Source organism: Tellurirhabdus rosea (assembly GCF_026278345.1).
GTDB lineage: Bacteria > Bacteroidota > Bacteroidia > Cytophagales > Spirosomataceae > Tellurirhabdus > Tellurirhabdus rosea.
The window spans coordinates 5,573,493-5,582,807 of record NZ_CP111085.1 but is presented as its reverse complement, the minus strand read 5'-3'; the positions used below and the strand labels follow the sequence as shown (position 1 = coordinate 5,582,807).

5 protein-coding genes are annotated in these 9,315 nt (G+C 57.4%); 2 read left to right on the top strand and 3 right to left on the bottom strand.

The features are described from left to right. Positions 1-21 precede the first annotated feature (21 nt). From ORG26_RS23495 to ORG26_RS23485, 3 genes are all read right to left on the bottom strand, one after another. Complete coding sequence (locus ORG26_RS23495; protein WP_266366151.1) at positions 22-3,414, bottom strand: TonB-dependent receptor; 3,393 nt, start codon at positions 3,412-3,414, stop codon at positions 22-24. 294 nt (positions 3,415-3,708) lie between these two features. Further along, positions 3,709-4,755: a FecR family protein gene (locus ORG26_RS23490; RefSeq protein WP_266366149.1), complete on the bottom strand. Its 1,047-nt coding sequence runs from the start codon at positions 4,753-4,755 to the stop codon at positions 3,709-3,711. 145 nt (positions 4,756-4,900) lie between these two features. Further along, the gene (locus tag ORG26_RS23485) at positions 4,901-5,476 is read right to left on the bottom strand and encodes a sigma-70 family RNA polymerase sigma factor (RefSeq protein ID WP_266366147.1); all 576 of its coding nucleotides are present in this window, start codon (positions 5,474-5,476) and stop codon (positions 4,901-4,903) included. Positions 5,477-5,861: 385 nt separating this feature from the next. Here ORG26_RS23485 and ORG26_RS23480 point away from each other — a divergent pair, with 385 nt between their 5' ends. After that, positions 5,862-7,598, top strand: a complete 1,737-nt coding sequence (locus ORG26_RS23480; RefSeq protein WP_266366145.1) for an alpha-amylase family protein — start codon at positions 5,862-5,864, stop codon at positions 7,596-7,598. Positions 7,599-7,728: 130 nt separating this feature from the next. Continuing rightward, positions 7,729-9,282 carry an MFS transporter gene (locus ORG26_RS23475; protein WP_266366143.1) on the top strand — a complete coding sequence of 518 codons (1,554 nt, stop codon included), beginning with the start codon at positions 7,729-7,731 and terminating at the stop codon, positions 9,280-9,282. Positions 9,283-9,315: the final 33 nt, after the last annotated feature.

Genomic DNA, 9,315 nt, shown 5'->3' with positions numbered 1-9,315 from the left:
AATGTGCCAGGAGGTTAAGGTCTAAAAATTCAGGTTCACACCGAGTGTATAAGTGCGCGGAACCGGATAGTTCGACAGGTCGAGGCCCTGACTCAGGTTGCCGCCGTCCCCGTTGCCGTCGCCCTGGGCGCTGGTTTCGGGGTTGGGGCCGCCCCGGTACTTCGTGAAGACGTAGGCCTGCTGGACGGAGGCGTAGAGCCGGGCCGACTTGAAGAACTTCCGCACCGCTCCCATGTTGTAGCCGAGCGTGATGTTCCGGATGGTGAAATACGAGGCATCGGCCACAAAATGGCTGCTCGGCCAGTCGCGCTCAATCCCCGTAAAGTTCCCCCCGCCGTTGGTGACGCCAAAGATGCCCGCACCCGGCGTAATGACCCGTCCGTCCGGACCCACGCGGAAGCGGTCCTTCACCCCCGCGACCATGTTGAACACGCCGTCGAGGTTGGCCGTGCTGTAGAGGTGGCGCACCCACAACTGGTTGCCGTGGGAGCCGGAACCGACAATCGAAAAGTCCCAGTTGCCGTAGCTGAAGTTGTTGGTGATCCCGTAGACGAATTTGGGAAAGGGGTTGCCGATGATGGCGCGGTCGTCGCGGTCGCCGCCGAACGTGATGCGGCCGTCTCCGTTCACATCGCGGAACTTGATGGTGCCCACGGCCGAGCGGCCGGCAATGGTGGGTAAGGTCTGCACCTCACTGGCGTTCATATAAAAGCCCTCTTTGACCAGCCCGTAAAACTGGCCAAACGGCTGCCCGACCTGCGTGATGTGGAACGTGCCGTATACCCGGTCAATGCCCGGTGCCAGCGCTTCCACCCGGTTGCGGTTGAACGAGATATTGGCGTTGGTCGTCCACTTCAGCTTGCCCGCCGTGTTGCGGGTGTTGACGGCAAACTCGTGGCCCCAGAACCTGATTTCCCCGATGTTGTCGTTGAAGTTGCTGAAACCCGATTCCTGTGGCACCTGCACGGCGTAAAGCAGGTTGGTGGTGCGCTTGGTGAAATAGTCGTAGGTGAACTGGATCCGGTCGTTGAACAGGCCCAGGTCAAGGCCGAGGTCGAGTTGCCGGGTGGTTTCCCAGCCCAGGTTCGGGTTTGCCAGCGAGGTGACGACGGCCCCGGTGCCTACGGTATTGCCGAAAACGGCGTTCACCGTGTTATTTACCAGCGCATATTGGGTGTAGTTACCGATGTTGTTGTTACCGATGATGCCGTAGCTGGCCCGCACCTTCGCAAACGAAACGCTCGGCAGCGTTTTCATAAAGTTTTCGTCCGAAAGCACCCAGCCCGCCGATACGGAGGGGAAGGTACCCCAGCGGTTGTTGGCCCCGAAACGGCTTGAACCGTCGGAACGAAGAGCCGCCGTGAACAGGTATTTGCCTTTATAATTGTACGTCAGACGCGATAGATACGAGGTCAGTGCCCATTCGTTGACGCCATTGACGGTCTGGGGCCGGTTGATATTCAGAGCCCCCTGGATCGTCGGGAGCCGGTCGTCGGCGTACGTGTCGGCCTGAATCCGCGAAAAATCAGACCGGAAGTGCTGGTTTGTGAAACCGGCGAGCACTTCGAAGTTGTGGTCCTTGATGCTGCGGTTGTACGTGATCAGGTTTTCGTTCAGCCACGAAACGCTTTCGAGGGCCTGCCGAATAGAAACCGCCAACGTCGGAATCGGAACGTTGATCTGGTTGGTGGCCGTCGACGGGTTGAAGAAGAAGAACTTCGACCCCAGATATTCCACGTTGATGGTGGACTTCAGCGTCAGACCTTTGAGGGGCTCGTACTGAATGAAGGCGTTCGAGAGCAGGTTCGTATTGCGGGTTTCGTTGGTGATTTCCGAGGCCGCACGCACCCAGTTGGGATAGGCGAAGATGTTGCCCGTACTGCCCGGGAACGTGTTGAACTTGGTCAGGTCGCCGTTGGCGTCGTAGATGGGCATCACGGGCCAGGTGTGCAGGGCGTTGAACAGAATCCCGGTCCCCCGGTCGCCGTCCGTCCGGGGCGTATTGTCGAAGACGTAGGAGGGAGCGAGGTTGAAACCCAGCGACACTTTATCGGAAATGTTGTAGCTGGAATTCATCCGCAGCGAATAGCGCTTGTACTCGTTGTTGAGCACTACGCCCTGCTGGTTGAAGATACCGGCCACTACCGACGTTTTGGACCGTTCGCGGTTGGCGTTGATGCTCAGGTTGTAACTCTGCACCGGAGCATCGCGGAGCACGGCACCGTACCAGTCGTTGTTTTTCCCGGCATAATCGGCGGGATTGGCAAATTCGGCCGGAACGGGGCGTCCCTGGTCTTCAAAAAACTCTTTTTTAAACTGGGCAAACTCCTGGGCGTCGAGCATTTTGATGCGGCCGCGCTCGGGCACCTGCTGGACACCCGCAAAGGCGTTGAAACTGATGCTGGTCTGGTTGGCCTTGCCCTGCCGGGTCGTGATGAGCACTACCCCGTTGGCCGCCCGCGATCCGTACAGCGACGTCGAAGCGGCGTCTTTCAGGACCGAGATGTCCTCGATTTCGTCGGGGTTCAACTGGGCGATGTTGCCCGTAATCGGAAAGCCGTCCACGACGTATAGCGGGTCGCTGCCGGCCGAGACCGACAACTGCCCCCGAATCCGGATGTTGATGCCCGAGCCGGGTCGGCCGGTGGTCTGGTTGATCTGCACCCCGGCGAGACGTCCCTGGAGCTTCTGTCCGATCTGCGATACGGGCAGGTCCTTGATTTCGGCGGCGCCGATGGTCTGTACGGCCCCGGTAACTTCCTTCTTGATCTGGCTGCCATAGCCCACGACCACGACCTCCTGCAGGGATTTGGTGTCCGCCTTCAGCTGAACATTGACGGTCGTGCGGCCCCCGATGGCGACTTCCTGTGTTTCGTAGCCCACGTACGAGAACACCAGCGTACCATTGGCCGCCGGGACCGATATGGTGTAGCTCCCTTCGCTGTTGGTGCTGGCCCCGGTCAGGCTGCCTTTCAGCACGACGCTCACGCCGGGCAGTCCGTTACTCTCTTCGTCGGTTACCTTCCCCGAAATGCTCACCGCGGCGACCTGGGAAGCGGCTGTCTGAAGACCGGGCGCGGTGGCCGACTTGGGGTCGGTCTGTCGAAGCAGAATCCGGTTGGAAACGAGCTGGTAGGAGATGTTCAGCGGCTGGAGCAACTGCTCCAGAGCCAATCCAAGTTTTTGATTCTGAACCTGGAACGTGATTTTCCGGTCCGTCCGGATAAGTTCACGGCTGTAGACGAACTTGACGCTGGCCAGCTCTTCAATTTTGCGAAGAACCGTTCCCAGATGCTGGTCTTCCACGCGCAGGGAAATGTGGCGGTCCATCACTTCCTGAGCATGTCCCGGACGCGCCAGCGAGGCGGCGGTCAGCAGACAGGCGATGACCAGTTGTACCAATGATCCTTTCATAAGGCTGTAGATCAGTACACGTAATTGTAGATGTCGCGTTTTTTTCATACTTTCGACATGTTTTATTTTGAGAAAATAAGACAATAGACCCTTAACTCTTCCGGATCGGAGGAGGCTCAGCAGAAACGGGGGTCGACCGGGCCAATGGTGTTGCAGCACCGTTGGCCGATTTTTGAAGAGGGGTTTTCAGGACATAGGCGGGCTGGTTAAATGGTTAAGAGTTAAGGATTAAGGTTTAAGGTATCTGTTGAAGAACTACGCTTTGCTGATTAAAAGCCATTCCAAATAACCGGTTCAGCGACACCCCCGGCCGAATACCAGAATGTGAGTCCCCCGAACCTCATAAGCTGCATTGACCGACTCGCAGATAAGCTTCAGTTTTTCCTCCAGCGACAAACCGGTGAGGTCACCACTGAACGAGCAGCTTTCCAGCTTTTCTTCCGCCAGCATAAATTCAACGCCATAGCCTTTTTCCAGCGTCCGGAAGACCTCGGGCAGGGGCGTGGCATCAAACGTAAAGGCAGGGATTTGCTGCGGAGGAATAATTAACTGAGGGCGGGCCACCAGCCCGGTTACCAACTGGCGCTGCTGGGGATAAAACACGACTTTCTGATTGGGCGTCAGCACCACTCCGTTGCGTTTGGGGTACGCGGGCGTGCTCCTGACGCCGCTGGTCTCTTTGGCGTTTTCGAACACCGTAACCCGCCCCGAACGCACGGCTACCTCCACCGGCGTCTCTTTGCCCTGCGAACGAATCCAGAACCGGGTGCCCAGCACCTGGGTAATGGTTGGGCCGCAGTAGACCAGAAAGGGTCGGTCCGGAACGCGGACAATGTCGAAAAAGGCGTTCCCCTGCAATTCAACTTCGCGCCGTTCGCGGCCAAACCGGGCGGAAATGTACAGGACGCTCCCCGGCTGGAGCACCACCCGGCTGCCGTCTGACAAAGAGACCGTCCGGGGGTTGCTCTGCGCCCGGTGCACAGCCGGAGGGTTCTGCTGTGCCGATAAAAGGGGCGCATCTCCCGGGGCAGCGTCGGGACCGGACTGGCTGAGGTAAAGCCAGAGGCCGGAAAGCCCCAGCAACAGAAACGCCGCTACCCAGCCAAAGGGCCGGGTCTGCCAGAGCCGCCGGAGCGGCACGACCGGAGTCGTTGATTCAGTCCGCCGCCGAATATGCGCCAGCATGCGGGCCTGAATCGCTTCTCTCTCGGCCTCGTCCAGTTCCTGAACCGAGCCGGACGCCAGCTGCGCAAACCACGTTTCAACGCGCCTTGCTTCGTCCGATGTGCAGGTGCCCTGGCTATAGCGTTCCAGTAATTGTTCGAATGCGGCTCTGGTCATTTTCCGGCGACATTTTCCGTGAATAAGTCGCAGGATTTAGGATAAACCCTAAAATATTTTAAGGAAATATGAGAAAAATTATACGAATTGCAAATTGATTTCCTAAAAGTTCCTGAAAAAGCGCAATCGAGAAAAAGTCGGAACTTTAGGCGAGCGGGAGGAGCATCGTGCAATACAGGGCGTTGCGCAAATAAAGCCGCAGTACTTTCAGGGACTTCGTAAGGTGGTACTCAATGGCTTTGTCTGAGAGGGCATAATGCTGGGCGAGGCGTTCAATGGGCCATCCTTTCAGCCGGTGTAGCACAAAAATCTGTCGGGTCTTATCCGGCAGCAGCTCGATGCCCCGGTTGAGCTGCTGCTGGGCCACCTCCAGCGAGTCTCCCTCCCCGCTGTGGTCGTCCGTCAGCATGAACAACTGGTAATATTCCAGGCGGCGGTTTTGGGAAATCTCCCGGCGGATGTAGTCGATTACAGCGTTACGGACCGCGCGAAACAGGTAGTTTTCCAACCGGTCGATGTGCTGCGTTTCGCGCCGTTCCCAAAGCTGGATAAACAGATCCTGCACAATTTCCTCGGCTGATTCGCGAACGTGAAGGCGACAATATGCAGTCCGGTAAAGAGGTTCCCAGTAGCGCCGGTAAATCTGCGTAAAGGCGTCACGGTCGCCCCTGCGCAAGGATTCCAGAAGAAGATTTTCGGAGGCCATCGCTAAACGGTTCATAATCCTGAAGAAATGGATGTGGCGGTGAATGTAGATTAATGGCTAAGCGCAGAAAAAGGCAACGGTCAATCCGCTAGCTAAAGCCTGCGGGCTGAAATGATCTACCTTTTGTTATGTACTTTTTTTAAATATTGCTATTATTTGGCCCTACAAACTTGGCAACCAGGGCAGAAATTGGGCCTGCAATGCGGGAGAGGCATAATTATTCGTTAAATAGCTACCTTTAAGCATGCGGACACTACTTTTGCGTCCGAAACCTATGATGATGGATTCTGCTCCTAAAATAAAACCTCTGATCAACCGTCGAACCTTCACAACGGGCCTCTTGGCGACCGGCTTTCTTTCGGCCGCCGCCCGATTTGCTGAACCGTACTCTTCTATCCGCATGACTGATTTGACTGCTACCGAGTCCGACAAACTTGTTATTTACCAGATTTTCACCCGCCTCTTCGGAAACCAGAAAACGACGAACAAACCCTGGGGCAGCCGCGACGAAAACGGCGTCGGGAAGTTCAACGACATTACCGAAAAGGCCCTCGACGAACTGAAGAAATTCGGCGTGTCGCACGTCTGGTACACCGGCGTGGTTGAACACGCGCTGATGACGGACTATTCGGCTTTCGGCATCAGAAAAGACCATCCGGCCGTGGTGAAGGGCCGGGCCGGGTCGCCCTACGCCATCAAGGATTACTACGATGTCAATCCGGACCTGGCGGTGGACGTTAAAGCCCGCATGAAGGAGTTTGAGGCGCTGGTGAAACGTTCGCACGCCGCCGGGCTGAAGGTGATTATTGACTTCATTCCCAACCATGTGGCCCGGCAGTACCATTCGGATGCCAAGCCCCGCGGGGTGAAGGACCTGGGCCAGGGCGACGACGTAAAGACGGGCTTTAGTCCGTCCAACAATTTTTACTACCTCAACCAGCCTTTTGAGGTGCCCAGCGAAGTGCACGTACCCGTCCCCGCCGATGGCCCGTATACCGAAAATCCGGCCAAAGCGACCGGAAACGACGTGTTCAGGGCCCAGCCGGACATCAACGACTGGTTTGAAACCACCAAACTCAATTACGGCGTCGATTACCAGAACGGCCGACAGACCCACTTCGACCCCATTCCTTCCACTTGGGCCAAAATGCGGGATATTCTGCTTTTCTGGGCCAAAAAGGGAGTGGATGGCTTCCGCTGCGATATGGCCGAAATGGTGCCGGTCGAGTTCTGGGCCTGGGCCATTCCGCAGGTGAAGGCCGCCAAACCGGGCATTGTCTTTATCGCCGAAATCTACAATCCGCAGCAGTACCGGAATTACATCTTCACGGGCAAATTCGACTACCTCTACGACAAGGTCGGCCTCTACGACGCCCTGCGGCGGCTGATGGAAGGCAAGGGCTCGGTCGAGGACATTACCCGGGTCTGGCAGCAGGAATCCGGCGATTTCGCCAACCACATGCTCCGTTTTCTGGAAAACCACGACGAACAGCGCATTGCCAGCAAATACTTCGCCGGGAATCCGTGGACGGCCGTTCCGGCCATGACGCTGTCGGCGACCCTGCACACGGGTCCGGTCATGATCTATTTCGGACAGGAAGTGGGCGTCAACCCGACGCAGTCGGAAGGGTTTCAGGGCGAAGACGGCCGCACGACGATTTTTGATTACTGGGGCGTGCCGGAATTTCAGGCGTGGGTGAACCGCCGGGGCGACGGACCGGGCAAATTCGACGGCGGCGGGCTTACGGCCGACCAGAAGGCGCTGCGAGCCTTTTACCAGCAGCTTAATCAGTTGGTCAACAGCTCTGACGCCATCCGGACGGGCGGCTTTTTCGACCTGCAATACGTGAACAGCAACGGCCAGAGTGAGGGCTATGACCAGCACCGGCTCTACAGCTACCTCCGGCATTCGGACGGGCAGAAGCTGCTGATCGTCTGTAATTTCGATAAGGAAAAGCCGGCAAAAACCACCGTACGGATTCCGGAAGCGGCCTGGCAGGCCATGAAGCTTGACGCCTCGAAAACCTATGCCTTCAACGACATCTTCCGGACCAAAACCCGTTTGAAAGCCGCCGCCTCCGCGGGCGTCCCCATCGAACTGCCCCCGCTGGGTGTACTGGTGATGGAAATTAAGTAGGTTTAGAGTTTATAGTTTAGGGTTTATAGTTGCTTCGCAAGGCCCGGAAATGGCGGAGCAACTTTAAACTATAAACCCTAAACCCTAAACTATAAACCCTAAACCTTAAACGACTTTTAAAATAAACTATATGTCCTCCGTTTCAACAACCCTTCGTCGCAAACCGTTGCTGAGCTTTGCCCAGATCTGGAACATGAGTTTCGGATTTCTGGGAATCCAGTTCGGATTTGCCCTGCAAAATGCCAACGTCAGCCGGATCTTTGAAACCCTCGGCGCCAACGTGGACGAAATTCCGGTGCTGTGGGTGGCCGCTCCGCTGACGGGCCTGATCGTACAGCCGATCATCGGTTACTTCAGCGACCGGACCTGGACCCGCCTCGGTCGTCGACGGCCGTACTTTCTGGTCGGGGCCATTCTGGCGACCGGGGCGCTTTTCCTGATGCCCAATTCACCCGCCCTCTGGGTCGCCGCCCTGATGCTCTGGCTCATGGACGCCTCGATCAACGTCTCGATGGAACCGTTCCGGGCGTTCGTGGGCGACAACCTGCCGTCCCGGCAGCGCACGACGGGCTTCGCCATGCAAAGCTTCTTTATCGGCGTGGGCGCGGTCGTGGCTTCCGCCTTGCCCTGGATGCTGACCAACTGGTTCGGCATGTCCAACGAAGCGCCGGCGGGCACCATTTCGGATTCTGTGAAATGGTCGTTCTACCTCGGCGGGGTCGTGTTCCTGCTGGCCGTGCTCTGGACGGTCTTCACCTCCAGAGAATACTCCCCGCAGGAACTGGCCGAGTTTGAAGACAATGTCGAAGAACCCGCCGGACGCGAGTACGACCGTCCGGAAGTCTACGCCGCGGCGGGCGCCCGGCAGCTCCGGAACGGCCTGATTGCGGTGGTGCTCGGGGCGCTGCTGTCTTTCTGGTTTACGGCGCAGAACCTCGACAAGCAACTGCTTATTTTCTCCGGAATGATTACCATCGTCGGGCTACTCTTCGCCGTTTCGGGCCTGATGCAGCGGCAGGGAAGTTACCGCAACAGCTACGTCGGGATCATCAACGACCTGGAAAACATGCCTTCGACCATGAAGCAGCTGGCCGTGGTGCAGTTCTTTTCGTGGTTCTCCCTGTTTTCGATGTGGATTTACACAACGGCGGGCGTGACCAGCCACATCTACGGCACCAAAGACACCACCTCGGCGCTTTACAACGACGGGGCCGACTGGGTGGGCGTGCTGTTTTCGGTCTACAACGGCGTGGCGGCCATCGTGGCCTTTGCCATTCCGCTGCTGGCCCGCCGGACGAGCCGCCGCATGGCGCACCTGATTTGCCTCGTCATCGGGGGGCTGGGCCTGATGTCGGTTTATTTCATCAAAGACCCGAATCTGCTGGTGCTGTCGATGGTGGCCGTGGGTATTGCCTGGGCGAGCATTCTGTCGATGCCCTACGCGATGCTGGCCGGGGCGCTGCCCGCCGGTAAAATGGGTTACTACATGGGCGTTTTCAACTTTTTCATCACCATTCCGCAACTGGTGGCGGCCGCTTTGCTGGGCTTCATCGTCAAGAATTTCTTCAACGGCGAACCCATCTACGCCCTGCTGGTCGGTGGCGTCGCGATGGTGGTGGCCGGGCTGCTGAGCCTGATCGTGAACGACCGGGACGATATTCGGGTGGAGGAAATCGGCAAATAGCCCCGCTTGCTGCCGGGTTTGGCCCCTATTTTG